Source organism: Acinetobacter sp. HA (assembly GCF_000264725.1).
Lineage (GTDB): Bacteria > Pseudomonadota > Gammaproteobacteria > Pseudomonadales > Moraxellaceae > Acinetobacter > Acinetobacter schindleri.
In genome coordinates this window covers 61,604-88,311 of sequence record NZ_AJXD01000049.1, presented here as the reverse complement: position 1 = coordinate 88,311, position 26,708 = coordinate 61,604, and the positions used below count along the sequence as shown (strand labels likewise).

The 26,708-nt window shown below is 44.7% G+C and carries 23 protein-coding genes and 2 pseudogenes; 7 read left to right on the top strand and 18 right to left on the bottom strand.

Annotation, left to right across the window (positions count from 1 at the left end; all coding sequences use genetic code 11):
- Positions 1 to 27: 27 nt before the first annotated feature.
- From fmdA to urtA, 8 genes are all read right to left on the bottom strand, one after another.
- On the bottom strand, positions 28 to 1,206 hold the full coding sequence (gene fmdA, locus HADU_RS09990; protein WP_008305828.1) for a formamidase: 1,179 nt from the start codon (positions 1,204 to 1,206) through the stop codon (positions 28 to 30).
- Between the two features lie 31 nt (positions 1,207 to 1,237).
- Positions 1,238 to 2,362, bottom strand: a complete 1,125-nt coding sequence (locus tag HADU_RS09985; RefSeq protein WP_004890859.1) for an AAA family ATPase — start codon at positions 2,360 to 2,362, stop codon at positions 1,238 to 1,240.
- 26 nt (positions 2,363 to 2,388) lie between these two features.
- Entirely contained in the window at positions 2,389 to 3,432 is a 1,044-nt protein-coding gene (locus tag HADU_RS09980; protein ID WP_004813842.1) for an aliphatic amidase, read from the bottom strand.
- 242 nt (positions 3,433 to 3,674) lie between these two features.
- Positions 3,675 to 4,373, bottom strand: a complete 699-nt coding sequence (urtE, locus tag HADU_RS09975) for an urea ABC transporter ATP-binding subunit UrtE (RefSeq protein ID WP_004890856.1) — start codon at positions 4,371 to 4,373, stop codon at positions 3,675 to 3,677.
- Positions 4,374 to 4,383: 10 nt separating this feature from the next.
- Positions 4,384 to 5,142: an urea ABC transporter ATP-binding protein UrtD gene (urtD, locus tag HADU_RS09970; RefSeq protein ID WP_008305820.1), complete on the bottom strand. Its 759-nt coding sequence runs from the start codon at positions 5,140 to 5,142 to the stop codon at positions 4,384 to 4,386.
- Positions 5,139 to 6,302: an urea ABC transporter permease subunit UrtC gene (urtC, locus tag HADU_RS09965; RefSeq protein WP_004890852.1), complete on the bottom strand. Its 1,164-nt coding sequence runs from the start codon at positions 6,300 to 6,302 to the stop codon at positions 5,139 to 5,141. Before urtC ends, urtD begins: the two co-directional genes overlap by 4 nt.
- A gap of 18 nt (positions 6,303 to 6,320) precedes the next feature.
- Positions 6,321 to 7,241 (bottom strand): urea ABC transporter permease subunit UrtB, encoded by a 921-nt coding sequence (gene urtB / locus HADU_RS09960; RefSeq protein WP_000365952.1) that lies wholly within the window; start codon positions 7,239 to 7,241, stop codon positions 6,321 to 6,323.
- Between the two features lie 81 nt (positions 7,242 to 7,322).
- Positions 7,323 to 8,561, bottom strand: a complete 1,239-nt coding sequence (urtA, locus tag HADU_RS09955; RefSeq protein ID WP_004813834.1) for an urea ABC transporter substrate-binding protein — start codon at positions 8,559 to 8,561, stop codon at positions 7,323 to 7,325.
- Positions 8,562 to 8,765: 204 nt separating this feature from the next.
- Here urtA and HADU_RS09950 point away from each other — a divergent pair.
- Positions 8,766 to 12,219 (top strand): annotated as a pseudogene (locus tag HADU_RS09950) (ATP-binding protein).
- A 13-nt stretch (positions 12,220 to 12,232) separates the two neighbouring features.
- Positions 12,233 to 13,153 carry a response regulator gene (locus HADU_RS09945; protein WP_008305806.1) on the top strand — a complete coding sequence of 307 codons (921 nt, stop codon included), beginning with the start codon at positions 12,233 to 12,235 and terminating at the stop codon, positions 13,151 to 13,153.
- Positions 13,154 to 13,230: 77 nt separating this feature from the next.
- Here the strand turns inward: HADU_RS09945 and HADU_RS09940 are convergent, their stop codons facing one another.
- The 4 genes from HADU_RS09940 to alc form a co-directional block, all read right to left on the bottom strand.
- Positions 13,231 to 13,788: a hypothetical protein gene (locus HADU_RS09940; RefSeq protein ID WP_004813826.1), complete on the bottom strand. Its 558-nt coding sequence runs from the start codon at positions 13,786 to 13,788 to the stop codon at positions 13,231 to 13,233.
- 135 nt (positions 13,789 to 13,923) lie between these two features.
- A complete protein-coding gene (locus tag HADU_RS09935) occupies positions 13,924 to 14,646 on the bottom strand; it encodes a hypothetical protein (RefSeq protein ID WP_008305805.1) in 723 nt (240 codons plus the stop codon).
- A 71-nt stretch (positions 14,647 to 14,717) separates the two neighbouring features.
- Positions 14,718 to 15,227: an ureidoglycolate lyase gene (locus HADU_RS09930; RefSeq protein ID WP_008305804.1), complete on the bottom strand. Its 510-nt coding sequence runs from the start codon at positions 15,225 to 15,227 to the stop codon at positions 14,718 to 14,720.
- A gap of 254 nt (positions 15,228 to 15,481) precedes the next feature.
- Positions 15,482 to 16,489 (bottom strand): allantoicase, encoded by a 1,008-nt coding sequence (alc, locus tag HADU_RS09925; protein WP_008305803.1) that lies wholly within the window; start codon positions 16,487 to 16,489, stop codon positions 15,482 to 15,484.
- 217 nt (positions 16,490 to 16,706) lie between these two features.
- On the opposite strand from alc, the gene hpxO reads away from it, so the two are divergent.
- Complete coding sequence (gene hpxO, locus HADU_RS09920; protein WP_008305802.1) at positions 16,707 to 17,864, top strand: FAD-dependent urate hydroxylase HpxO; 1,158 nt, start codon at positions 16,707 to 16,709, stop codon at positions 17,862 to 17,864.
- A gap of 127 nt (positions 17,865 to 17,991) precedes the next feature.
- Here hpxO and HADU_RS09915 read toward each other — a convergent pair whose 3' ends face one another.
- The 6 genes from HADU_RS09915 to puuE form a co-directional block, all read right to left on the bottom strand.
- The gene (locus HADU_RS09915; RefSeq protein WP_008305800.1) at positions 17,992 to 18,510 is read right to left on the bottom strand and encodes a GNAT family N-acetyltransferase; all 519 of its coding nucleotides are present in this window, start codon (positions 18,508 to 18,510) and stop codon (positions 17,992 to 17,994) included.
- A 78-nt stretch (positions 18,511 to 18,588) separates the two neighbouring features.
- Positions 18,589 to 19,326, bottom strand: a complete 738-nt coding sequence (locus HADU_RS09910) for an outer membrane protein OmpK (protein ID WP_008305798.1) — start codon at positions 19,324 to 19,326, stop codon at positions 18,589 to 18,591.
- Positions 19,327 to 19,446: 120 nt separating this feature from the next.
- The gene (locus HADU_RS09905; RefSeq protein WP_008305796.1) at positions 19,447 to 20,805 is read right to left on the bottom strand and encodes a nucleobase:cation symporter-2 family protein; all 1,359 of its coding nucleotides are present in this window, start codon (positions 20,803 to 20,805) and stop codon (positions 19,447 to 19,449) included.
- A 39-nt stretch (positions 20,806 to 20,844) separates the two neighbouring features.
- The gene (gene uraH / locus HADU_RS09900; protein ID WP_005220531.1) at positions 20,845 to 21,171 is read right to left on the bottom strand and encodes a hydroxyisourate hydrolase; all 327 of its coding nucleotides are present in this window, start codon (positions 21,169 to 21,171) and stop codon (positions 20,845 to 20,847) included.
- The gene (gene uraD / locus HADU_RS09895) at positions 21,168 to 21,671 is read right to left on the bottom strand and encodes a 2-oxo-4-hydroxy-4-carboxy-5-ureidoimidazoline decarboxylase (protein ID WP_008305794.1); all 504 of its coding nucleotides are present in this window, start codon (positions 21,669 to 21,671) and stop codon (positions 21,168 to 21,170) included. The genes uraH and uraD overlap by 4 nt, the downstream gene beginning before the upstream one ends.
- 145 nt (positions 21,672 to 21,816) lie before the next feature.
- A complete protein-coding gene (puuE, locus tag HADU_RS09890; protein ID WP_008305791.1) occupies positions 21,817 to 22,791 on the bottom strand; it encodes an allantoinase PuuE in 975 nt (324 codons plus the stop codon).
- 239 nt (positions 22,792 to 23,030) lie between these two features.
- Between puuE and HADU_RS09885 the strand changes: the two genes are divergently transcribed.
- The 4 genes and pseudogenes from HADU_RS09885 (at position 23,031) to dsbD (ending at position 26,692) form a co-directional block, all read left to right on the top strand.
- A complete protein-coding gene (locus tag HADU_RS09885) occupies positions 23,031 to 23,396 on the top strand; it encodes an HPF/RaiA family ribosome-associated protein (RefSeq protein WP_004813805.1) in 366 nt (121 codons plus the stop codon).
- A 128-nt stretch (positions 23,397 to 23,524) separates the two neighbouring features.
- The gene (locus HADU_RS09880; RefSeq protein WP_008305788.1) at positions 23,525 to 24,067 is read left to right on the top strand and encodes an ankyrin repeat domain-containing protein; all 543 of its coding nucleotides are present in this window, start codon (positions 23,525 to 23,527) and stop codon (positions 24,065 to 24,067) included.
- A 26-nt stretch (positions 24,068 to 24,093) separates the two neighbouring features.
- Complete coding sequence (locus HADU_RS09875) at positions 24,094 to 24,849, top strand: transporter (protein WP_008305786.1); 756 nt, start codon at positions 24,094 to 24,096, stop codon at positions 24,847 to 24,849.
- A gap of 18 nt (positions 24,850 to 24,867) precedes the next feature.
- A pseudogene (dsbD, locus tag HADU_RS09870) lies at positions 24,868 to 26,692 on the top strand (protein-disulfide reductase DsbD).
- Positions 26,693 to 26,708 lie beyond the last annotated feature (16 nt).

Below are 26,708 nucleotides of genomic sequence, written 5' to 3'. Positions count from 1 at the left end.
AAGCTAAAACAACAATAAATTGTAAAACTAGCGTTTATGCCCCCAGAATTTGTCATCGTTCAGTGCACCCTGAGGAAGGATGTTCTGCTCGAAGATTGAAGTTGGCAGAGATACAGTACATGCACAGTTTGGAATATCCACGATACCGCCGATACGGCCTTCAACTGGTGCCGCAGTCAGTAACATATACGCCTGTGAGCCGGTAAAACCAAAATTCTCAAGGTATTTAATCGCTTTTAAACATGCCTGACGATAGGCCACAGTGGCATCCAGATAATGGTTTACGCCATCTTCAACACTGATGCCTTCAAAGGTCAGCCACTGGTCATAAGCCGGACGGACATTACTCGGCACAAAGATTGGAGAATCGATATTGTATTTTTCCATACCGCCCTTGATCAGATCGAAGCCCACACGGGTAACACCATCCATTTCGATCGCGCCACAGAAACCGATTTCACCATCTCCTTGCGAGAAGTGCAGATCGCCCATCGAGAAGCCAGCACCTTTCTGATAAACAGGGAAGTAAATACGGCTACCGGCTGCCAGGTCTTTAATGTCCGTATTTCCGCCATGTTCACGTGGTGGAACAGTGCGCGCAGCTTCTGCTGCCATACGGTCGAATTCGGCACCTGTTACGCCACGCAAAACGGCAGTACGCGGATCAGGTGGGTTGGCTTGGCCTTTAGGCACCAATAGTGCCTCACGACGGTTCCACTCTTTTAGCAGGTCATGTGAGGGTAAGGTTCCCATCAGGCCTGGGTGTTTGAGGCCGGCAATACGCACGCCCGGAATATGACGTGAAGTCGCAAATAAGCCTTTTAAATCCCAGATGGCTTTATCAGCTTCAGGGAAATAGTCAGCCAGGAAGCCACCACCATTTTCCTTGGCAAATACGCCAGAGAAACCGACATCTGAAATTGGCTGAATGTCGAGCAGGTCAATTACCAGCAAGTCACCTGGTTCAGCACCTTCTACATAGAAAGGTCCGGTCAATGGATGGGCACGGGTCAGGTCGACATTTTTGACATCAGAAATGTCATCGGTATCCTTAATCTGCGCATCCAGGAAATCCAGACTTTCAATCAGGATTTCTTCACCCGGTTTTACCGAAGTCAGAAATGGCAAATCCGGATGCCAGCGGTTATGTCCAATTTCCGCCTGTTCTGCCAGCGGAATCCCCGGTTTAATTTTAATATGTTGCATGTTTTATCCCCTGTGTTGAGGTCGAATAAAGCTAGTTTTTGATGTTATTGCCCGTGTCATCCATGATGAACAGCGGATCTTCGATCACGCTTTCAACAGGAACTGACTGAACCTGGATCGTTTTGCCGTCATAATCAATGATGATTTGACCGGCTTCTGGATGCTGAATAAAAAACCTGGCGAGTTGTGGCTCAACCAGAACCCGAAAGCGGCGACTCAAGCCTCGTGCACCGAAGCGAACATCGTGTCCGGTAGATAGAAACTGAGTTGCAGCTGGTGTGAGTTCAACCGTGCGGCTCTGCTTACAGAGTCGCTGATTCAGTTTCTCGATTTCCAGGCTGACCAGTGTTGGCACAAAATTAGCTTCTACCGCTTCATAATTCAGAATGCGTTCAATACGATTCAGAAACTCTGGATCAAATTTCTTGTACAGGGCGCGTTCGGTAATCTGGCTGTCATCCAGTTTGGCCAGTCGGGCCAGTTTCTGGATGGGTTTTGGAAGCTTGGTCAGCTGTCTTAAACGTGCCTGGGCATCTTTGGCACCGACGTTACTGGTCATAAAGATCATGCAGTTTTTGAAATCCAATACTTTGGTACCCGCGGTCAGCTTTAAGGTTCCGGTTTCCAGAACGTTGAGCAGACCCCGAATGACTTCGGTACTGGCTTTTTCAATTTCATCAAACAGCACAATACCTGGCTTGGAAAAACTGCCCTGAATATGGGCTTCATCAAACAGGGTATTGCCTTCTTTAGACCCGACATAGCCTGGAGGGGCACCTGTCAGTGCTGCAGCATAATGTTCCTGTGCCAGTGTGTTCATGTCGATCCGGCAGAATGCATCGGGCTTGCTATGGATTGCCTCAGCAATCAGCCGAACCGTTTCAGTTTTCCCCACACCCGTCGGTCCTAGCATCAATGTGACTGCCAGTGGCCGGGTAGGAGCATTAAAATCTGCCTTGACGGTTAAGAGCATGTTTTCAATTTCATCCAGTGCGGCACGCTGCCCAATGATATGACCACGGACATGCTGCATGACTTTTTCAGGATCAAAACTAAAGCGAGAGGTACGTGCAATACGTTCTTTGCTCTGCATCTCATAACGCTGTTTGGCCAGGTTTTCCTGATTGGCACTGATGCGGTCGCTGGCAAATGTCATATCGAATACCTCCTCTCAGACCAAACTTAAGATGCTTCTTTTTCTAGGCCTTCATGTGGCAGATTGCCGATTGGGCATTCCGCAACACCGATGGTAGAGCGGGTAATTTTTTCCACGTTCTCTTGCGCTTTTTGAGCATCCAGAACCCAGGTCTTGTAGAAGTCAAATGGACAGTCCGCAACGCCTTTATCGCCGTCACCATTGTTATAGACACCGGTATAGCCGCGGTGCAGCAATTTAAATAAATGGTTTTGTGACTGGTCGTATTTACGTGCATCACGAATTTCATGCAGTGACAATTGCGCGTATTGGATGCCGTTTTCTTCCGTACCACATTCACCCAAAGTACGGCCGTCGAAGCCGACTACTGCTGAGTGACCGAAGTAGGTGTAGACCCCATCAAAACCGGTACAGTTGGCAACAGCAACATAAACGTTATTTGCCCATGCCATGCATTTCGCCATATTGATCTGCTGATCTGCAGCCGGGTACATATAGCCTTGGCAACGCACGACCAGTTCAGCGCCTTTCATGGCACAGTCACGCCAGATTTCTGGATAGTTACCGTCATCACAGATGATCAGTGACATCTTGATGCCCTTCGGCCCTTCAGTCACATAGGTGGTATCACCTGGGCACCAGCCTTCAATCGGGCACCATGGGATAATCTTGCGGTATTTCTGAACGATTTCGCCCTTGTTATTAATCAGGATCAAGGTGTTATAAGGCACCTTGTTTGGATGTTCCTCATGTTGTTCACCGGTAATTGAGAACACGCCCCAGACGTTGGCTTCAATACAGGCTTGCGAGAAAATCGCGGTTTCATCGCCTGGAATGGTGGCAGCGGTTGCCATCATCTCGTCATGGTCGTACATAATGCCCATGGTGCTGTATTCAGGAAAAACAATCAGGTCCATACCCGGAATACCCTGTTTGATTCCTTTCAACATCTCAGCAATTTTTTTTGCGTTCTCAAGAACTTCCGCTTTGGTATGCAAACGAGGAATTTTGTAGTTTACAACTGCTACACCTACTGTATCTGGGCTGCTTGAGATATCACCGTGACGCATTCAAATTTCTCCAACTCTTTTATCGATTCAACTTTATGATTCGAGTGTCGCGTGAAATGCGTTACAGCAAAATACGTTGAATTGCGTATATGGAGGCGGAGACTGAAAAGAATTTTTAAATGTGAATAATCAAATAAAATATTAAAATCAGCTGCCGATTAATTAAGTGAAATAGAAATTAAAAATCCCCCGACGAATCGGGGGAGGTGGAGAAAAATTACAACCAGATTAAACCAAGAAGATTAAACAGAGAGATATTTACTGATGGTCGTCTCATCGACATTTTCACGGACATTTTCATAAGCAAAGCGGCCCTTATCGATCACCAGGAAGCGATCGGCCATCGCCATGGTGAAACTCAGCACCTGTTCAGAGACCACAATGGTCAGATCACGCTGATCCCGAATCTCTTTTAGTGTTCTGGCAATGTCCTTGATAATAGAGGGCTGAATCCCTTCCGTCGGCTCATCCAGCAGCAGTACTTTAGGGTTGGTCGCCAGAGCACGGGCAATTGCTAATTGCTGTTGTTGCCCACCCGATAAGTTTCCGCCTTTACGTTTGCGCATATCCCAAAGCACAGGAAACAGCTCATACAGGTCATCCGGTACTTTGCCATGGGCAGAAGCCGGTAAACCGGTCTGAATATTTTCCAGCACCGACATGGTGGAGAAAATCATCCGGCCCTGCGGCACATAAGCCACACCGTTTTCTACGCGCTGGTAAGGATCCAGTTTTTCCAGATTCTTGCCATCCAGCTTGATTTCACCTTTGCTATTTTTAATATCACCAATCAGGGTTTTAAACAGGGTGGTTTTACCCATGCCGTTACGGCCCATGATCGCTACAATTTCCTTCGGCTGGATCTTCAGTTCCAGGTCGTGAATCACCTGACTTTGTTTATATCCTGAACACAAAGCATTAATTTCTAATAATCCGCTCATAGTGGCCTCCTTAGTGTCCCAGATAAACTTCAATCACTTTCGGATCATTTTGCACATCGTCCATTTTGCCTGCTGCCAGAATTTTGCCCTGGTGCAGTACCGTGACTTTGTCCGCAATGGTTTTGACAAATTCCATGTCATGTTCAATCACCAGCACAGAACGTCCTTTGCTAATCTCCCGCAACAGTTGCGCCGTCTGCTCACGCTCTGACACACTCATCCCTGCGACAGGTTCATCCAGCATGAGCAGCTCTGGGTCTTGCATGAGTAACATGCCAATTTCCAGCCACTGCTTCTGGCCATGAGAGAGCAGACCGGCGGAGGTATCCAGCAGGTCAGTCAGGAAAATCTTGCCAGCAACTTCACGAATACGCTCATCGACATCTTTGGTGCATCTGAAGAACAGCGCACCAAAGACATTACGGCCACGCGGGAAGGACATTTCCAGGTTGTCATAGACCGACAGATTTTCATAAATATTCGGGTTCTGGAATTTACGCCCAACCCCTTTACGGACAATGTCGAACTCTTTCAGTTTGGTCAGTTCAATATCATTAAACTTGATCGTGCCTGAAGTTGCTTTGGTCTTGCCGCAGATCAGATCCAGCACTGTGGTTTTGCCGGCTCCATTGGGACCGATCACCACATGGACTTCGTTTTTATCCAGATAGAAGTTGAGATCACTGACTGCCTTGAAACCGTCGAAGGACACGGTGAGATCTTCAATGACCAGAACCGGTTTATTCATTTCTATGCCGACTTTATTCATTTCACGCCTCCTTCTACAATTGGATCGATCGTTTTATCCGGATTACTACTTGGCGGTGGTGAAGTGCTGTCGATCGGTTTCTTTTTCAGGAACAATGGACGAACATATTTTTCATACAGACCCGCTAAGCCATTCGGTAAGAACATGACCACACCGATGAACAATGCACCGAGGAAATACAACCATACTTCAGGAAAGGCTTCAGAGAAGTAAGTTTTACCCAGGTTCACCAGAACAGCACCATACACTGCCCCAATCAGCGACAGACGACCACCGACTGCAGCCAGAATGACCATTTCAATCGAAGGTACGATGCCGATAATCGTTGGTGACATGAAGCCGACTTGCAGGGTAAACATCGCACCACCAATAGATGACACCACAGCTGCGAAACAGAAAATGAATACTTTATACATGGCCACGTCATAGCCAGAGAAACGTACACGTTCTTCTTTGTCACGCATCGCAGAAAGCAGACGACCGAGTTTAGAACTGAGGACAAAACGGCTGATCATGATCACTGCAATGAGCAGCAGGGCATTGATGTAGTACAGGACATATTTGGCTTCATCGGTACGGATATCCCAGCCATGCAGGGTTTTCAGGTCTGTAATCCCGTTAATGCCGCCAGTGAAACCTTGTTGACCAATAATCAGAATGGTCAGGATCGCTACAATCGCTTGCATGATGATCGAGAAGTACACATCACCGACACGACGGGTAAACATCGCGAAACCGATGATGAAGGCAAGCAAGATTGGAATGATGATGATGGCAAACAAAGTAAACCCGAAGCTATGGAAAGGTTCCCAGAAGCCTGGCAAGCTGGTGATCTGGTTCCAGTCCATAAAGTCTGGAATTCCTGGCGTGGTTTGCGCTGCTGTAGATTGCATATCTGAAGCTTCAAGTTTCAGGAACATGGCCATGCAGTAGCCGCCAATGCCAAAGAAAATCCCTTGACCTAAACTTAAGATACCCCCGTGTCCCCAACACAGAACCAGGCCGATTGCGACAAAAGCAAAAGTCAGATATTTACCCATCAGATTCAGACGGAAAATATCCAGAAACATTGGCATGACCAGCAGGATCAGTACGGCAAGAATCACCAGACCAATCGCACCTTCTTTACCGCCTAAAAAGGCATTCATTAGATTCTTCATAATATCTCTCCTGAATCCCTATTTACGTACTTTGATTGAGAAGAGACCCTGAGGACGCAGCATCAGGATAATAATGACTGTAGCCAGTGTGAGGACTTTAGCGACAGAACCAGAAAGGAAGAATTCCAGAATAGATTGTGCTTGCGCGATACTGAATGCGGAGGCAACGGTGCCAAGCAAGCTTGCAGCGCCGCCGAAGACCACGACTAAGAATGTATCGACGATATACAGCGAACCGGCTGTAGGACCAGTAGAACCGATGGTTGTGAAAGCTGCACCGGCAATACCTGCAAGCCCACAACCCAAGGCAAAGGTTAAGCTGTCAACACGTTTGGTATTGATCCCGACAGCACCACTCATAAAGCGGTTCTGGTTGGTTGCACGAAGCTGTAAACCCCAGCGTGAACGGTAAATCAGAAAGTAGACAAATGCAGTAACACAGAGGGTGACGCCCACCAGGAATAAACCGTTGATTGGAATATCGATGGCTTCCGTCGGTTGATAAGAACCCATTAACCAGTCAGGTAGAGTCGGGCTGACTTCCTTAGGGCCGAAGATAGAACGAAACAACTGCTGCATGATGAGGCTCAAGCCCCATGTTGCAAGAAGTGTATCGAGTGGCCGTTGATAGAGCCGGCTGATCATGAGCCGTTCCACCATGTAACCGATAATGCCTGCTGTGAGGAAGGCTGCAATGATTGCAATCAGGAAATAGTAAGGTAGGAGTTGAGGGAAAAAACTTTCAGTCAGTGTGGAAATGAAAAATGTCGTATATGCACCAATGGTCAGAAACTCACCATGTGCCATGTTAATTACGCCCATTTGCCCAAAGATAATTGCAAGGCCGAGCGCCATCAATAACAGCACACAGAACACAGAGAGACCATTAAAGCCTTGCATGGCAAATATTGCACCGAATTCTGCAAATGATAGATCCATCGCATCATCCTCCAAGCTTTAAAAATTGTGTGGAATAAAAAGATCAGGAGAATGGCTTCCCCTGATCATGTGGCTGTTAACTCAGTAACCTTTAGGGAATGGGTTTGGTTTGATTAGACCTTTAGACTCGTAAACAACTTTGAACTGACCATTTGGTTGCACTTGACCAATACGTGATTTGCTCCATAAATGGTGGTTCGGGTCAATTTTTACATAGCCTTCAGGTGCAGTTTTCATTTCTAGGCCTTTAGATGCGGCAGTCACTTTCGCGACATCGAAGCTACCGGCTTTTTCAACTGCGGCTTTCCATAACCATGGACCAAGGTAGGCTGCTTGTGTTACGTCACCTACCACCGCTTTAGGGCCATATTTCGCTTTAAAGGCTTTTACGAATGCAGCATTATTGGGGTTATTCAGGCTTTGGAAATATTTCATTGAAGAGTAGAAGCCCTTCATGTTTTCGCCGCCAATCCCCAGCAATTCATCTTCAGTCACTGAAAGGGTAAGCAGTGTCTGTTTGTCGCCTGTTACGCCCGCAGCTTTCATTTGTTTGTAGAAGGATACGTTCGAACCGCCCACAACTGCTGCAAAGATGGCATCTGGTTTACGCAGTTTGGTTTTGTTGATGAGGGAGCCGAATTGTGTATGGCCCAATGGATAGTATTCTTCACCAACCACTTTACCTTTCAGTACTTTTTCGATGTGGGTACGGGCAATTTTCATGGTGGTACGTGGCCAGATGTAATCAGAACCAATCAGATAGAAGGTTTTGGCTTTTTTCTCTTTTGCCAGCCAGTTCAGTGCTTCAAGTACCTGTTGAGTTGCTTCCTGACCGGTGTAGATCACGTTTTTAGATTGTTCTAAGCCTTCATAGAAGGTTGGGTAATAAAGTAGAGAGTTGTTGCGTTCAATAATCGGCAGTACGGCTTTACGAGAGGCTGAAGTCCAGCAGCCGAAAATTGCAGCAACACGGTCTTTTTCAGACAGTTTACGTGCTTTTTCTGCAAAGGTTGGCCAGTCAGAAGCACCATCTTCCTGAATAATTTTGATCTGTCGACCGAGAACACCGCCCTGTTTATTGATCTGTTCAATGGCCAGACGTTCTGCCTGAATCGAACCGGTTTCAGAAATTGCCATGGTACCGGTTGCTGAATGTAGCTGCCCTACATACACAAACTTGTCATCGACTTTAAGTTTGGTGGTATTGACCTTTGCTGTTGCAGGAACGCTGGCATTGGTCAGTGCGGGTGCCAGCAGGAATGGAACAGCAAGTAAACCTGCCAGTAATCCAGATGTCTTTACTTTTGATTTCAAGCTCATGTCGGGTTCCCCTATAGAATTAGATGTGCTGATGCGCTTAGTGATTGGTTTGCGCTTGGTATGGAACTAAGCCTAAGGGGAGTTAAAAAATGAGCATATACGTCACTTTACGTATATAGCATTCAGTCGGATTATTTTTAGATACTGATAGACTGGGCATAGTTATTGCTTTTAAGAGCAGATATTTAGCTTTATTTGATCTGTATGGACCCAACAGCGAATACCAGTCAGGCACCGCAGCGCGTCATTCATACCCGGCGTAAATACAATACCTGGGTGGTCGATGAAAGTATTGAGGATTATGCCCTGCGCTATGCGCCTAAATCCGTCCGGAAATGGTCACTATGGACAGTGACCAATACGGCGCTTGCGGCCGTCAGTTTCCTGGCAATGGAGGCACTTGGAGCCACCATGCTCTGGCAATACGGTTTCGGTAATGCTTTCTGGGCCCTGGTGGTTGTGGCGATTATCATTTTCCTGACCAGCTGGCCGATTGGTTATTATGCTGCCCGTTATAATGTCGATATTGATTTACTGACCCGTGGTGCCGGATTTGGCTATATTGGCTCCTCCATTACCTCGGTCATTTATGCCAGTTTCACCTTTATCTTTCTCGCCTTTGAAGCCGCCATCATGGCGCTGGCATTGGAGCTAGGCTTAGGGATACCCCTGAGTATTGGCTACCTGATTTCAGCACTGGTGATTTTGCCATTGGTGGTCAAAGGTATTGGCTTCATCAATAAGGTGCAGGCCATCACCCAACCACTCTGGTTATTCCTGCTTTTATTACCATGGTGCTTTGTGTTGGTGAAGCAACCTGATTTGATCAGCAATCTTGCATTGATTGAGGGCGCAAAAAGTCAGAGCGCTGCCTTTAACCTGTCTTTTTTGGTGCATCCTGCACGGTGCTCTTTGCCCTGATCACCCAGATCGGAGAACAGGCGGATTATCTGCGGTTTTTACCCGATAAAAACATATTCAGCGTAAATGGAATTGGGCAGTCTTTTTAGGTGGACCGGCCTGGATTCTAGGCGGATTTATCAAGATATTCATGGGTATGCTGCTCATGGCACTCGCAATGCAGTATCTGGTTGCTGATTCCGAACTGAGTAACCCCAATTATCTGTACTGGATTGCTTACCAACAGGTGGTCAATCATCCCGGGATCGCTTTATTTCTGACTGTTCTATTTGTCTGCGTCGCTCAGATCAAGATTAATGTTACCAATGCCTATGCAGGGTCATTGGCCTGGTCGAACTTTTTTGCGCGTCTGACGCATAGCCATCCAGGGCGCGTAGTCTGGCTGGTATTCAATATCTTTATCGCTTTGCTGTTGATGGAACTTGGGGTAATCCATGCGGTGGAGCGTGTGCTTGGCTTATATAGTAATGTGGCCCTTGCCTGGATCGGTGCCATTGTTGCGGATCTGGTGATCTGTAAACCACTGGGACTGAGTCCCAAAGGAATTGAATTTCGACGAGCTTATTTATATGACATTAATCCGGTTGGAGTCGGTAGCCTGATCATTGCATCGGTCTTATCCATGCTGTGTTACTGGGGCGTTTTTGGAGAGATTGCCCGATCCTTGGCCGGTTTTATTGCATTGGGTACGGCGATGTTATGTGTACCGCTAATTGCTTGGTTTACCAAAGGTAAATATTACTTGGCACGTCAAGAAAAGCCTGAGTTGGAGCTGCTCGAAACCCAAACCTGTGTAGTCTGTGAGCATGATTATGAAACTGCAGACATGGCCAGTTGTCCAGCCTATAGCAGTCAGATCTGTTCTCTGTGCTGCACGCTTGAAGCACGTTGTCATGACCTGTGTAAGCCGCATGCACGCTGGTCTTCACAGCTCAGAGTTTTTGCGGCCTGGTTCCTGCCGAAATACTGGGTACAACATATTAATACCCGTTTAAGTCTGTATATCCTGCTGATTTTTGTCTTGGGCGTGGTGCTGGCAGTCAGTCTGAGCCTGATTTATTTACAGGAGTCTGCCAGCCTGGGCGCTTTGTCACAGCAGCAGGATGCGCTGACAATGCTGTTCGTCAAAATCTATGCCGTACTGTTCCTGCTACTGTGTGTAGCCGCCTGGTGGTTAGTGCTGAATGATGAAAGTCGACGTCAGGCGCAATTGGAAAGCAATACCCAGACCCAACTGCTGATGGATGAGATTGAAGCGCATAAAATTACCGATCGCCAGTTACAGGATGCCCGCATTCAGGCAGAAAAAGCCAATGAAGCCAAAAGCCGTTATGTAATTGGTATCAGTCATGAATTACGCACGCCGTTGAACAGTATTCTCGGTTATAGCCAGCTACTGCAGAAACAGGAAAAACTGTCTGAACAGGGCGAGTCTGCCCTTGGCGTGATTAGCCGTAGCGGTCAGCATCTGACTTCTCTGATTGATGGTCTGCTGGATTTGGCACGGATTGAAACTGGCAAGATTTCTTTGGAAAATTCCAATATCGACCTGCCAAAATTTCTTAAACAGATCGTGCATATATTCGAGCCACAGTTTGCCCAAAAGCAGCTGAACTTTGATGTGGAGATCAGTAGCAAGATTCCACAGTATGTCCGTATTGATAAAAAACGTCTGGAACAGATACTGATTAATTTGCTGGGTAATGCTTTGAAATTTACCCTGGAGGGGGGAGTCAAATTTAAGGTCGATTACCGTTTTCAAACTGCTTATTTTGAAATTCAGGATACCGGTTGTGGGATTGCTGAGTCGGATGTTGAGCGGATATTCCAGCCTTTTGAGCGTGGTCGTAATGTGGTACAGGGCAGTTTTGCCGGCACGGGTTTAGGGCTGCCGATCGTAAAACTTCTGGTTGATATTCTTGGTGGCGAGCTGACCCTGAGCAGCCAATTAAAACAGGGTTCAGTGTTTAAAATAAAACTGTATTTGCCTTCTAAATCCCTGATCCATCCGATCGCTGACGTTGCCTCTAATACTGTAACCGGTTATACCGGAGAACGCCGTAAAATACTGGTGGTTGACAATGAAGCGACCGACCGTGGCCTGGTTCTGAATTTTCTTAAACCCTTAGGTTTTATTTTAGAAGAGGCAGAATCAGGTTTAGCCTGTTTGCGTCAGGTTCCAGAATTTAATCCTGATCTGATTTTGATGGATTTAAGTATGCCTTTACTGGGCGGCTGGGAAACGGCGAAATTGCTGCGCCAGAATAAAATCACCAATGTCCCGATTATTATTATTTCTGCAGATGCCAATGAGCGGATGATTAATCCGGAAACGGATGTATTGAATGAAGACTTTTTAGTAAAACCGGTCGATCTCAATTTATTATTAAACAAGATTGGCGATAAGCTGGGCTTAAGCTGGCTTCATCAGCATGAGCAGCAGCCAGAACAAGAACAGCCTTCTGACCAGAAAGTACAGATCTCCACGGTTGTGGTTGAAAGCAGAAATGAATTGAACCCATCCATTCCATTGTTGAGCGTGGCAGAGGTGGTCATTCAGCTGGAACAGCATTTAAGTATTGGTTTTATCCGGGGGGCAAAAGATGTACTGCATGATTGTGGTCAGCACTTTGAACAATATAACGATATATGGCATCAGATTGAGCAGGATTTAAAACAATTTGATTTTAAAAGAGCAATTCAGCGACTTCATGAGCATGCAGATGTGCTGAAGTAGGGGTAAGGTGGACATGTTGGAAAGTATTTTGATTGTGGATGATATACCTGAAAATCTAAGTCTGTTGCATGAGAGCCTGGATCAGGCTGGCTATCAGGTACTTGTAGCGACCAATGGATTTGATGCAATTGAAATTGCGCATCGTATTCAGCCTGACATGATCCTGCTTGATGGCAGTATGCCGGAGATGGATGGTTTTGAAACCTGCACTCAGCTTAAAGCCAGTCCAGTGACTGAACATATTCCAGTGATCTTTATGACCGGGCTGACTGAAACCGAGCACATTCTTAAAGGCTTTCAGGCAGGTGGGGTAGATTACGTAACCAAGCCTTTAAATATTGATGAAGTTCGGGCACGAGTAAAAACCCATTTGTTACAGGCTCGTTTAATGCATCAGCAGCGACAAATGCTGGATGCAACCGGCAGTGCGATTCTATCGCTGAATCTGGAAGGTGAAATTATCTGGCAGACCCCAATCGTCAGTGAATTACTGAAAAATCATCAGGTGGATGTACAGCATTTTCAGTCCAGTTTAAATCAGTGGCTACAGGACTTGCTCAAGCAGCCAGATCAAGCACACTTACTGCATGGTCAGTATGGTCATGGCCATCAGCAGTTACAACTTAACCTGCTCACCAAACTGTATGCAGGCCATATCTCTAAACATGTTTTGGTACAGTTGAAAGAGCAGACCCAAATGCCGAGCGCAGAGGAAATCGCGCAGGCCTGTCCAAACCTGACGCCGCGTGAAGCAGAAGTGATGCATTGGGTCACGATGGGGAAGACCAACCGGGATATTGCCGAGATCCTGCAACTCAGCCCGCGGACGGTGAACAAGCATCTTGAGCATGTCTTTGAAAAGCTCTATGTAGAAACACGGACGGCTGCGGTATTGCATGTCATGTCAGCTTGTCAGAATCAGGCAGTGGCTTAGTTTTCCTTTAGTAGAAGAATGTTTGGAGGATTTTTGACCTCACCCTAACCCTCTCCTAGAAGGAGAGGGAATTTTCTTTAGATTTTTAATAATTTTAATAAATACTCTTCGATCTGAAATGCTAGTACTCGCTTTTTATCAAAGGCTTTATCTAACCATGATGTAGTCCAACCTTTTTCACTGATTTTGATTATATCAGGATGATCAAATCCGATTAGTTCATCAGACTCAAAAAACATGTAAATTTCAGATATAATTTCAATGTATTTTTCTGAAAGCGTATCAAAATATTCATCATTTTGGATTTTGCTTAAACGATTTAAAACCTTGTCTAAATTAATCATACTATGTCCTAATGACTCTAGTAAATTTGGATAGTTAGCAGGTATTGGATTCAAATAATATTCTGACATAAGTAGAAAATTATTATCTTTTTCTGTCTCTGCATTGAATTTATCAACGATTTTAAAATTCAATGCAGAGACTGCATGTATAGTATCTAGCGCATCTAAAACAAAATCTCGTTGTAGGCTTTTATTAAACTGTTTTTTCCAAGAATGAAGTGCAAATACAGCAACAATCAATGTGCCTAAGCTAGTAATAAAACTACCTAATGCGAGTAAGTTGGAATCCAATTTTTTAGCTCTTAAAATTATTCTTAGTTATTTGAGTATATAACAAAAAATAATTCGGCAAGATATAGCTTATTCTGAAGGTTCAATAGTTTAATTAAAGTATAAAATCACTCTGAATGTCTAAGCTCAAAAGCGCTATTCCACCTTTAAATAAACTCCACTCGCCGACACATTATGACCAAAACCACAACTCATGATGTTAGTTTCTTTTACATGAAGCTGCTGCCCAACTTTTGAATCAAATTTAAAATCCAAATCAATTTTACAGTCATCTGCACGATAGCTGGTTTGAGTTTTCTTAAATGGCATGGTGGTCTGGAATTCACCGATATTCGGTCCATAAATCAGACTGCGAATTCCCATATATAAGCCATTAAATTCTATTGCATAGGACTTTGCAGTACGTTTCACTTCAATAGTATTCCATTGCCCAAAACCCGCGTAACGTACATATTTTCCAGACAGGTGAGAACTTTGCCTTGGGGCAGGAAGCTGTTTCAAGTTGAACTGGCTGTTTTTAGCGTCAGGATAGACAGAAAACCAGGCACGTGCCCATTGCGGTTTGCCTAGTTTGGCATAACTCAGACCAACATTATTAAACGCAGTACTAATTGCGTGCTCGGTAAAAGCAATGCCCCCATCTTCTACATTCATACTGCAAAAGCTTGACCATGCTGCCTGTTGTTCAAACTGTTCAACGGCCTGAGCATACTGTTTCTGATCATAGAATTGCTTGCCAGTGGCTGCATAGCTTTTGACTTTGGCACAGCCAGCCCGTAATTCCTGTTGAAAGGGGGTATCTGAAAAACAAAGAGGACTCAAAGCAGTCAGGGCGATAGCAGCTAAAGATTTATACATGGTTTGCTCAGTTTTAATTCTTATTCTGAATAAAACACACAGCATACTTCAAGTAAATATTGGTCTTGTGATTAGAAGAGATTTCCTTCGATTTTGAAAGTTTCAGGAAACTGATATACATCGCAATTATGTCCGGTACCAATCCGGTCGACCACGGCAAAATCACTGGGTTCCTCTAGTGTCAGCAGGGGATGATGCCAGGTACCTGCCCGGTAATTGATCCCCTGTGTCCCATCTGTAATAAATGCACAAAGCTGAGACAGATCCGGAGTATCTGTATCCAAACTTGGCGCAACGACAATCAGGAACTTTTGTCCCTGCATGGGGATAAAGGCTTGAGAACCATTCGGATGTCGTTCCAGCATGGAGATTTCAAAAGGAATTTGAGTACTTTTAATATTTCTAAAAATACTGATCCCCGCTTTGGCATCTCCCATAATTTCAGTCATCACCAGTGCATGATAACGCTCGGTATGTGCATCGTTGATATGGAAATAGTCATTACCCTGACAGCTGATGACTTCACCAAAACGAGCAAAGTTTTCACTGGTTAATAGCTGAATTTGGATGGTATTTTTCATTCTTTTATATTCCTTTTGCTCGTATTTTTATGACAAGACTTTCTTGATTAATCTCACTATTTTATCCCTGTATATTAAGTAAGCAAGAAGGATACTTTGATGAAAATGTGAGTAGAAAGTAAATGAGCGAATTCGATCTGTCAGAAAGTATGGATAAAGTTTGGCAGTGAACCCGATTCTGAGATCAGGTCCACTGCCATCTGTTAAAACAGCTGTTCGATTGACCATCCTGTGGAGAGGGAGGGTCAATCGCATTAATCAGCTACCTTTCCCCATAAACGGATACGGCTAATACCGCCATCAGGAATCATATTCACACGGATATGTGAAATCTTTTCATGTGCCAGAATTTCATTGATAAAGCTATGCACATGATCCATCTGCATGGGCTGGGCTTCAAGCAGGAAAGGCCAGAACATACTTTGTGGAATCAGTTGCGGATCAGTCGCATCTTCTATATAGACAGCTTGAATGGAGACTTCTGCTGGATAGTTGCCTTTGAAGTGTGCAGTATCAATATCAATTTTTTCAATTTTTCCAGCTTGGCCTAAAGCCAGAATACACCAGTCAAAACCTGGAGCACGGCGGCGTTTAGTTTCCCAGCCATCGCCCATATTGATGCCACGGCCTGGGTTAATCAGGTTACGTGGATGACCAAAGTGCGCATCACTGTAGGCAATCACACGACCGCCATTTTCCAGTGCCAGCAGATCCAGAGTTTCATTGCTGTCTTTTAACTGAATCTGGACCTCCCCATAAACGCGTAGACGGGCTACACCACCATCCGGGTAGATATTTAAACGTAAATGGGTATAAGTGTTTTCTGAAGCAACTTGAAAAATATGATGCTGGCTTGGACCTAATATACTGTTTGGTAAAATTTGGTGCCATTCAACCTGCTCCAGGTTCTGATCTGGTGCATAGCAGGCTTCAACTGCAGCAGAGGCAGGATAGTTGCCACTAAAAAAAGTGGTATCAATATCCAGTGCACTAATTTTTCCCGCAACACCGAGCTTTACAATTGCCCAGTCATAGCCGGCATGACGCTTGCGGCGGGTTTCCCAACCGTCCATCCATTTACCATGATTATCGAACTTATCTTCGACAAAAATAGGTGCTGTAAATTGGAGCATGCGCTGTGCTTCAGCAAAAAAATCATCTGAACATTGCAATACTTTTGCACCAATACGTTCATCTGCCAGATTAGTAAGTTGCTGTAACTGTGCAGGTATTTCAAAAGCAGGTGCAAACAGGGTCGCCATATCAATCTTCCATTCTAAATTTATTCAACTGTCATTTCTTACAGGCTAAACATAGCCAATGCCCTGTTCTTTTCTCCCCAAAACAAGGCAGTACTTTAAAAAATGATGCACAGCATGTGCCAACTTGAATCTGGGTATTTGAAACTATTCGGATAATGGCACACTTTTCGCTTTGTCTCCCTGAGATGGATCAACATTTATGAACTTAGGGGGAACAATGAATATCACCATTATTGGCGCCGGGATGGCGGGCTTAACCACAGGTATTGCATTAAAGAAGTTCGGACATCAGGTCAGCATTTATGAGCAGGCCGAACAGATCTTGCCCGTGGGTGCTGCGATTTCTCTCTGGTCCAATGGGGTGAAATGCCTGAATTATTTAGGTTTAACTGACCAGGTCGCCCAACTGGGCGGGCAGATGGATAATCTGGCTTATGTTGATGGCCTGACTGGCGATGTTATGACCCAGTTCAGCCTTTATCCGCTGATTGAAGAAGTGGGACAGCGTCCATATCCGGTCTCTCGTGCCGAATTACAGAATATGCTGATGGATGAATTTGGTCATGCTGATATTCATCTCGGTAAAAAAATGGTGGCGCTCAATGATGATGGACAACAGGTCACCGTTAGCTTTGCAGATGGTTCAGAAATTCAAACAGACTTGCTGGTTGGTGCCGATGGAACCCATTCCATGACCCGCGCTTATGTGCTCGGTGAAACTGTATCGCGTCGATATGCCGGTTATGTGAACTGGAATGGTCTGGTTGAGGTATCGGAAGCTTTAGCCCCTGCTGATCAATGGACCACTTTTGTCGGTGAGGGCAAACGTGCTTCACTGATGCCGGTTGCAAATAACCGTTTCTACTTCTTTTTTGATGTGCCATTGCCAGTAGGACTGGAGAATGAGCGTAGCCAATATAAAACATTACTCAAAGAATACTTTAAAGACTGGTGCCCTCAGGTTCAAAAGCTGATTGAGGCAATTGATGAGCAGCGTACCAATCGTGTCGAAATTCATGACATCGAACCATTTGCCGATTTTTACAAAGGCAATGTCGTCATTGTCGGCGATGCAGCCCACAGTACAACGCCGGATATTGGTCAAGGCGGTTGCCAGGCGATGGAAGATGCAATCTATCTGGCTCGTGCACTTCAGATCAATACACTGGGATTACAGGACTCATTACGTCGCTATCAGAATAAACGCAATGAACGTGCGAATGAACTGGTGCTGCGTGCGCGTAAGCGCTGTGATGTCACTCATATGAAAGATAAAGAGGTAACAATGGAATGGTATGAAGAATTACGTCGTGAAAATGGCCCACATATTATGAAAGGCATTATTAGCAATATTATCGGTAACCCTTTGGACTGAAACTTGTATGAAAATTCATGATAATAAGCATATAAAATAATAACAATGATTGATCAGCAGAAGGGCGTAAGCCCTTTTTTTTATCTCTGTATTTTCTTGTTGCAGTCAGTTTTTAATATAGAAAAATCTAAAGTGAATTTTGATCCAGGTTCAGCTGAAGCAAGACCAGATCACGCCACTGACCAAATTTTTCTCCCACCTGTGGCATATAACCCGTTTGAATAAAGCCAAGTTTTCGATGCAAATGAATGGAGGCTATATTTTCCGAATCAATTGCTGCCACCATGATATGCATGCCCTGCCTGCTGGCAATTTCCATCAAGCGCAATAACAACTGTTCTCCTATCCCTTGACCAGTATAGTCAGGATGTAGAAAGACCGCATGTTCAATTGTTTTAGAGAAACCCTGAATACTACGGAACTCATCATAATTGGCATAGCCAATGATTTTAGCTGTAGGCTGATGTTCTGCAACGAGTACCGGATAGTTCTGATCTTGAAGGGTTTTGAACCAGGCCTGTATATCTGACCATGCCATCGCAGTATGGTTCCAGGTGGCAGTACCGTTGATAATCTCCTGATTATAAATATTAAGGATACTTTCAAGGTCGTCTATATTGGCTGTACGGATCTGAACTGCACTCATTGAACCACCTACTGATTAAGTTAAATTAAAGAAATAAAAAAAAGCAGAACCGAAGTTCTGCTTTTAAGATAACATCTCTTAGAAGTGATACTTCACAAGAGCGCTGACATCGTGTTGATCTAAACCTTTAATGGCATATTTGTTATTCCAGACAGAATGCTCAATACCAAGGTAAAGTTTAGTCTCAGGAGAAATGTGTTTGCCTACATTCCATTTGTACTGAGATGTCCAGTTCAATTCACTTGCGTGACCATTTTTCTCAGCAGTTGACCAATCCAGGAAAGCATCTGCCAGGAATTCTTCAGAACCGATTTTAAATGGCACTGCATAAGTGATGGTCATTTGATAATCATCTGGTGTGTCATCGTTGTCAGCTTTGTAGAAATTGATATTCGCATAACTTGTGTATGGAATATCAAGTGCAAAACCAATACCATATAAGTAGTTGTTAAAGTCAGTATTAGCGCTAGCGCTGCCTTCCCAAGTTGTCGCGATAAGAACGTCTTTAATTGGACCCAATTCAAGTTTTTGACCTGTTACAGCGCCCAGGCTTAAACGTGGTGCAACTTCGAAATAGGTTTCATTACCAAAGTCAGTATTACTACGGTCAGCAAAAGCAAAAAAATCGCCATACTTAAGACCTGCTGCATATTCAGCAGTAATCGTGGTCTGTTTGTTGTCATCACCTGCAAAAGGGACAGCATAGTTTTTACCATACAGACCTGTTAAGCTAAAGTCTTGCCAGATAGGTGCTGCTTGAGTAACAGCCGCAGTAGAAGCCAATGCACAAAGTGCTACGATTTGTTTAAGTTTCATTTAAAATCTCTCCCCCAAGAAAGCAGATAAAGCATACAGATTAATAAGTAAAAATAAAGTGAAAATTGACCGGTAACTGAAATTTATATGCAATATTCCGACCAACTTTTTAACCCAGGTTTAGTGGTGGCTATCTACTGCCGGTTCAGCATTGGCCAAAGTCTTAGTCTTAAACCAGTTTAAATGGTTGAATAAGATATTCAGTAAAATGGCCATTAAACAAGTTGAACTAATACCAGAGTGGAATAAAGTTTGAACCCATTTTGGAAAATCTGCATAAAAACTATGATCAATAATAGGCACCATGCCGGCAGCGATTGACGTTGCTACAATGATCAGGTTCTTTTGCTCGTTATAGTCAATCTTCGCTAAGGTACGAATACCACTGGCTGCAACTGTTCCAAATAACACCAAGCCTGCGCCCCCCAGCACCGGTACGGGAATAGACGCAATTAAACGGCCCATAATTGGTAGCAAGCCCAGTACCACCAGAATAATGCCGCCTGCGGTCACGACAAAACGGCTCTTAACTCCAGTAATCGCTACCAGTCCAACATTCTGTGCAAAAGCACTTTGCATAAACGAACCGAAGATAGGGGCTGCGGCACTCGATAGCATGTCCGCACGCAAACCATCAGAAATACGGTCAGCATCGACTTTGGTGCCAACAATTTCACCAACTGCAATAATATCAGCCGTGGTTTCAGTCATGATCACCAAAGTCACAATCAACATGGAAAGAATAGCTGTCAGTTCAAAAGTAGGCATGCCAAAAGCAAAAAAACTTGGGAATTGTAACCATGCACCATCTGCCACTTTAGAAAAGTCACCAAAACCGATTAAACCTGCAATTATGCTTCCTAATACAATAGATAGCAGAATGGACAAACGACGTACTGTGGCATTGCGGGATAAATTCAGCAAAATCACAATAGCTAAGGTCATTAGCGCCAAGCTAACATTTTCTGCGCTACCCCAGTTTTCAGCATTTTTGTTGCCACCCATCATCCAGCGTACTGCAACTGGCAGTAAGGACAGACCAATGATGGTGATCACACAGCCAGTGACTACCGGTGGGAAAAACCGGATAATTCTAGAGAAATAGGGTGCCAGGAAGAAACCGATCAGACCAGAGACAATTACAGCGCCATAGACTGCCTGCAATCCTCCTCCGGTGGTCACGATCGCCACCATAGTGGCTACGCCAGCAAAAGATACCCCTTGTACCAAAGGCAAACGAGCACCGACATATTTTACGCCTGCTGTTTGTAAAATCGTTGCCAGGCCACCTACAAATAGTGCTGCGGCAATCAACAGACCGATTTCCATACCACTCAGGCCTGCAGCAGTACCCACAATCAGGGGTGGGGCAATAATACCGCCATACATGGTCAATACATGCTGCAAGCCATAAGCCGCACTTTTTCCAACCCCTAAAAATTCGTGTTCGGGTGAGACAGTTTCTTCTTGTTCTGACATATAAAATCCTTCTCTATTCTGAATAATGAGCGGGCTAACTTAACTACCGCGATAGGTCGAATAAGCAAAAGGGCTGATGAGTAATGGAATGTGATAATGCTGAGCAGCATCTAAAATGCTGAAATGGATCACAGCCTTTGGGAAAAATGTAGCCAAGCCTTGGACATCAAAATAGGCTTTGGTTGCAAACTCGATGCTGTAGTCACCGGTGCTAATAATGTCTAAGCCAAAATCCGGCACCAGTACCCGGCCATCATTATTGGTGCTAGCAGTCGCCAATACCTGACCTGTGGCATCCATTAATTTGACTTCAACATCGGCTGCAGGTTTACCCAGATGAGTATCAAGAATATGGGTGCTGATCATGAATCAATCTCCTGTGCCAGACGTAACAAAGCAATTTCTAAAAGTTGCTGATGAACAATACGCTTTTCAGTATCCAGGTCATTCACCAGGCGGTAATTCAATGCTGTCAGAATCTCTTCGCTACTACGACCTGCTGCGCGAATCAGGAAGATGAAATCAAATTTTTTCTCATAGGCCAGATTGCCTTTTAGCAAAGCGGCTTGAGTTTCTTCATCTTGTGAAATCGAGGCCTGTTCCCGTTCGGAAAAACCTTCTTCTTTGGCGGTTAAAGCAGTCTGTGCCTGCTTTTCACCAATCCGAGGATGGGTTGCGAGCGCCTTGTAAATTTCTTCCCAAGTCCAGGTCTGTGCCTGTCTTTTGGCAGCTTCGAGCAGCTCATCGCGTGAAGTAAAAGGTCGTTGCTGTTTTAATTCTTTAGCCCAACGGTCAATATGCACACACTGCTTGAGCAGCAGTTCAATATCGCTGTCAGATGCCTGGTTAAATTCAGTTAATTGCATAATTTAAGCTTTGTAATCTGTGTTTCTCACTGAAAACTGCAATAACAATGCCAAAGTATCGACAATCGTATGACAAGCGAGTCCACCAAAAGGTCAAAATAAAAAAGAGAGCAGCATGCTCTCTTTAGGGGATTTCAGTGAATGATTAGTCCTGGTGCGCAGGAAAATGGTGGGTGTACCAATGTTGTGCAATATCGTTGCGACGACAGACCCATACTTTGTCATGGCTCTGTACATAATCCATAAAGCGCTGCAAGGCTTTGAAGCGTCCCGGACGTCCGAGCAGGCGACAGTGCATGCCAATTGACATCATTTTTGGTGCAGTTTCCCCTTCACTGTAGAGCACATCGAAGGCATCTTTTAAATATTGGTAAAATTGCTCACCTGAATTGAAACCACCCGGAGAGCTAAACTTCATATCATTGCACTCTAATGTATAGGGGATGATTAAATGAGGGCGTTTTTGACCATTTGGTTCAGTTAAGGTGCTCCAAAATGGGAGGTCATCACCATAATAATCAGAGTCATATTTAATCTGAGAAAATTCAGCTAATAATTGACGTGTATTGGGACTGTCGCGTCCGGTATACCAGCCAATTGGCGTTTCCCCAAAGAGTTCAGTCAGCACACTTAAGGCCTGATCCATATGCTGACGTTCAGTTTCAATCTCCATATCCTGATAATGCAACCAGCGCTGGCCATGTGAGACCACATCATAATCAGCCGCCTTAATGGCCTCGACGATATAAGGATTACGAGCCAGTGCCATACCGACTCCAAAAATTGTCATAGGCCAGCCACGTTTTTGAAACTCCTCATGAATACGCCAAAAACCAGCACGTGAGCCATATTCATACATTGAATCCATGGAGCGATGTACTGCTGGAAAACTGGCAGCACCCACGATTTCGGACAGAAACTGCTCGGAACCGCTATCACCATGTTCAACATGATTTTCACCGCCTTCTTCATAGTTCAATACAAACTGTACTGCGATCTGGGCAGCATTGGGCCACTGTGCATGGGGTGGTTTGCCGTGATAGCCGATTAAATCGCGTGAATATTCTTGCTTTTGTATCGTTTCAATCAATTGTTTTCCGCGTAAGTAAGCAGTTGTCACTATTGGTTGTCCTTTTGCTAAAAAAATCAAAATATCACTTGCATATTTTTAAGAGAGGACCGATATTCAAGGTATAAGGACACGGTTCTGCAGACTCAAAAATGTGTTCATCATTCAATGTGGAGGGTTAATCCAAAACGATTTGAAGAAGTGAAATGCAATACAAAACAACAAGCTACAAACGTGCCAAGATAAAAAATCTGCACTAAAAAGTTACAATGATTTGAGGATGGTATTTTATGAACATTGAACTCCGTACCGATAAAAATATTCGCAATAGTGATCGTCTAATTACTTACGTTCGTACCGAATTAAATCAGGAATTCCAGCGCCACAGTGAGCGTATTACTCATTTCTCCGTGCATCTTAGTGATGAAAATGCCGCAAAAGGTGGCGATGATGATATTCGCTGCATGATCGAAGCACGTCCTGCTGGCTTGAAGCCAATTGTGGTCAACCATCATGGTCACAATATTGATACCGCAATTCGTGGGGCCATTGATCGTTTAAAACGCAGCCTGGAACATGTAATTGAGAAAAAAGACAATGTGCGTGGTAATCCGCTAAAACTTGCCGAAGAAACGGTTACAGATATAGAAGAATAAAAAGTTTGCAGATGAAAAAGGCCCCTACGGGGCTTTTTTCAATTTTAGATAAAATAAACGAATGAGAATAAAACAAATCCTGCTTTATTCGGCATAATAGTCGAAAACGAATTGAAGTGAGCTCCATCATGTTAACTGCGCAACAACAGCTTTTTGTGCAAGCACTCGAAGAACTGGATCTGAATCAGGTGAAAAAGCTCCTGGCAGATGGACTCAACCCAAATTTTATTGATATGGAAAAAGGCCCGGTCATTTCTGTCTGGTCAGATGGTCTGTTCAAGTGGTGGGAAGAAGTTTGTGAGGCTTATGAAGCAGGCAATGTTCTATCTAACGAAGAAAAACAACAGAAGCTTCAAGTGCATCTTGATATTCTGGATGCCCTGATTGCAGCCAAAGTGAATCTGCACCTGTGGGATGCCGAAGAAATTTATGGTCCACTTTGGGACGCTGCCAGTGCTGCCTGTGTACCTGCCGTACAACGTTTACTGGATGAAAATGTCGATCCAAATACCCGGGATGAAGACGGTCTGACGATTCTATCTTCAATCTGTGATCTGTTCTTTGACTGTGACTTTGATGAAATTAACTGGGCAGAAGCACTGGAAGAAGAAAAGCAGACACTGGAACTGCTGCGTAGCCGTGGCGCGAAGATGTCCAAAGAACTCGGTTAAGACTTAAAAAGAAAGAGTAGCAATCTATGACAACATTAAAGACATTGGGTTTTGTGGCACTGGCAACTGCGAGCGCGCAGGTATTTGCTGCAGATTTTGCTTTCGACCGTCCAGGCACGGGGTTTAGCACGACGACGATACCAGTAGGGCAGTTAGTCTGGGAACAGGGCCTGCCTTCTGCCAGCTATGTTGAATCAGGCAGTGACTATAGCACCACACTCAATGCCGATATGTTGTTGCGTACCGGTTTAAGTGACAGCCTAGAATTACAACTGGGTTGGCAGGGCCCATCCTGGTCTAAAAGTAAAATAGATGGCATTAAATCAGAAGATGATGGTCTCGGTGATGTCAGTATCGGTTTGAAAAAAGCCATTGATCTGGATGATGAGCGACTTTCAATGGCCTTATTGGCTGAAGTACTGATTGCGACAGGTAATCAAGGCTTTAGTAATGAAGAAGATATTTATAGTTTAAGTTCAGCTGTGGCTTATCAATATAATGATCTGGTCAATACTTCAATTACCATGCGCTATGAATGGCAAGATGACCAGTGGGCAATTCAGGCAGTACCCACACTGAAATATAAAATCGCTGACAAATGGTCAGGCTTCTCGGAATTTGTCTATCGCAAGGCTGAAAGCCAGGATTATGAATATGGGCTGGGTACAGGCGTAATGTATGCCCTGAATGATCGTGTTCAGCTGGATGCCAGCGTGGGCGTGGATCTGAATGGTACTGATAAGAGTTATACCTCAGGTCTGGGCGTAGCCTTCCTGTTCTAGGAGTTTTGACCAGTCGTCATGGATGCCGAAAAACTGAAAGCCTGGAGTAGATCTGGCTGCCGAATCCTGTTCGGGAGCCTGCTGCTAAGTTGTGCAGTACAGGCGCAAGCACCTTTATTGTCGCCTGATCAGGCTTTTCCATTTACGGTGGTTTCCAGCAGTCCGCAGCAGGCGGAACTCAGCTGGGAAATTCCAGACAACTATTATATCTATCAGCATATGGTGGAAGTTCAGCAGGGTGGTCAAACACTGCAACTGGATTTGCCACCTGCTGAAGACCTGCATGATGATAATTACGGTCAGACTCAGGTTTACTATCAACAATTACAGTTCAATATTCCGACACAAGCCTCGCAAACCTATCAGGTGACCTGGCAGGGTTGTGCCAAAGATCGGCTCTGCTACCCACCACAAACAGTTGAATTTAAAACTGATCTGTCCGGTTTGGTGCAATATCAGCCTACAGGAGCTAGTTCTAAACAGTTACTTGATCTGAGCAATTCATCAGACCGGCAAAATACTATTCTGAATAATAGTTCTGAATCTGTCGAGGTGAGTACATTAGATAATAAGGATGGCTCCAGCTTTGCTGCCAAAGACCAAAAATGGTCTGAACAACTGGCAGAAAGTTCATTAGGCTATGGCCTGTTGCTGTTTTTTGGCTTAGGTATGCTGCTGGCTTTCACGCCTTGTTCCTTGCCAATGTTACCGATCTTGACCTCACTGATTGTGCGGGATCGACGCGGAATGCAGGCCTGGATGGTTGCCTTGTGCTTTGTCACCAGTATGGCTCTGGTCTATGCAGTACTAGGCTTGATTGCTTCTTCTGCCGGACTGAATTTCCAGCGCTGGCTACAGCAGCCCGCTACTTTAATTGCCTTTAGCTTATTATTTGTGGCTTTTGCCCTCAACCTGTTTGGTCTGTTTGAAATCAAGTTGCCACAGCGTTTGGTACATCGACTGGATCAGGTTCAAGCCATGCAACAGGGCGGGACTCTGGTCAGTGCCAGTATGATGGGCATGGTGTCAGCACTGTTGGTGGGTCCCTGTATGACAGCACCGCTGGCAGGGGCATTACTGTTTATTTCTCAAACCCAAAGTCAGTGGCAGGGTGCTTTGCTTCTATTTACCTTAGGCTTTGGTATGGGAACCCCTTTACTACTCGCCAGTGTTCTCGGTTCGCGTATATTGCCTAGAGCGGGACATTGGATGAATCAGGTCAAGGTTCTGTTTGCTTTTATCATGCTGGCGCTGGCATTGTATTTTATTCGCCCCCTGATTTCAGAAGCAGCACTACAGTGGCTCTCTCTTGGGTTGGGCTTAAGCTTTGTGGCCTACATATTGGCACGGCTGTTCTGGAAAAATAGCGGACTGCGATGGTTGTATATTATCTGCCTAGCAATGGCAGTGCCGTATATTATTTATAGTCAGTATCAGCACAGTCAGCGCTTTTTTGTTGAAACTTCTCAGCAACAAGCGACTTGGCATGTCGCAGCGACTGCTACCGATTTTTGAGCAGTTACTGGCTACAGTACCAAAAGGGCAGCGAGTTATTGTCGATGTCTATGCCGACTGGTGTGTGGCCTGTCAGCCCATCGAACACCGGGTGCTAAAATCAGCTCAGGTACAGCAGGCTTTGGCACCGTATTTTCTGATCAAACTGGATCTCAGTCATTATGATGTAACGCATCAAGCACTGTTAAATCAGTGGGAAATTCTAGGTCCACCTACATACCTATTCTTGAATGATCAGCAACAGGAAATTCGTGGCTTGCGTTTGACTGGGGCTTTTACTGAAGCTGAATTATTAGAACAAATAGAACGTTTTGTTCAAGCGCAATAAAATAATTTCATGTACT